This is a genomic window from Hyphomonas oceanitis SCH89 (assembly GCF_000685295.1).
GTDB classification, from domain to species: Bacteria; Pseudomonadota; Alphaproteobacteria; order Caulobacterales; family Hyphomonadaceae; genus Hyphomonas; species Hyphomonas oceanitis.
The window spans coordinates 1-299 of record NZ_ARYL01000180.1 but is presented as its reverse complement, the minus strand read 5'-3'; the positions used below and the strand labels follow the sequence as shown (position 1 = coordinate 299).

Sequence of the window (299 nt, the reverse complement as noted above, 5' to 3'; positions counted from 1 at the left end):
TCACCACGAGTTGCGGTGCGCCGGTGATCTGATCGGCCTGGACTTCAGCAGCGCCGTCAACTTGCTGCAGGAGTGTCTGGAGCACTTGCGACCTGTCCAACAGGATTTCCGTGTCGGGCCCAAATATCTTTACCGCCAGTTCAGCACGTGTTCCGGTGATGAGTTCATCGACCGCCATGGCAATCGGCTGCCCGATGCTTGCAACGATACCTGGCACCGATTCCAGATTTTCCGAGATGGCCGTACGCAAGTCTTCCGGAGACATCCCTTCGCGCCACTGATCGCGCGGTTGCAGTTCA

1 protein-coding gene is annotated in these 299 nt (G+C 58.2%); it reads right to left on the bottom strand.

Annotated features, from left to right (window positions below; genetic code table 11):
- Positions 1-299: efflux RND transporter permease subunit (locus HOC_RS20825; RefSeq protein ID WP_035542854.1), on the bottom strand; the 299-nt coding region annotated here is incomplete at both ends.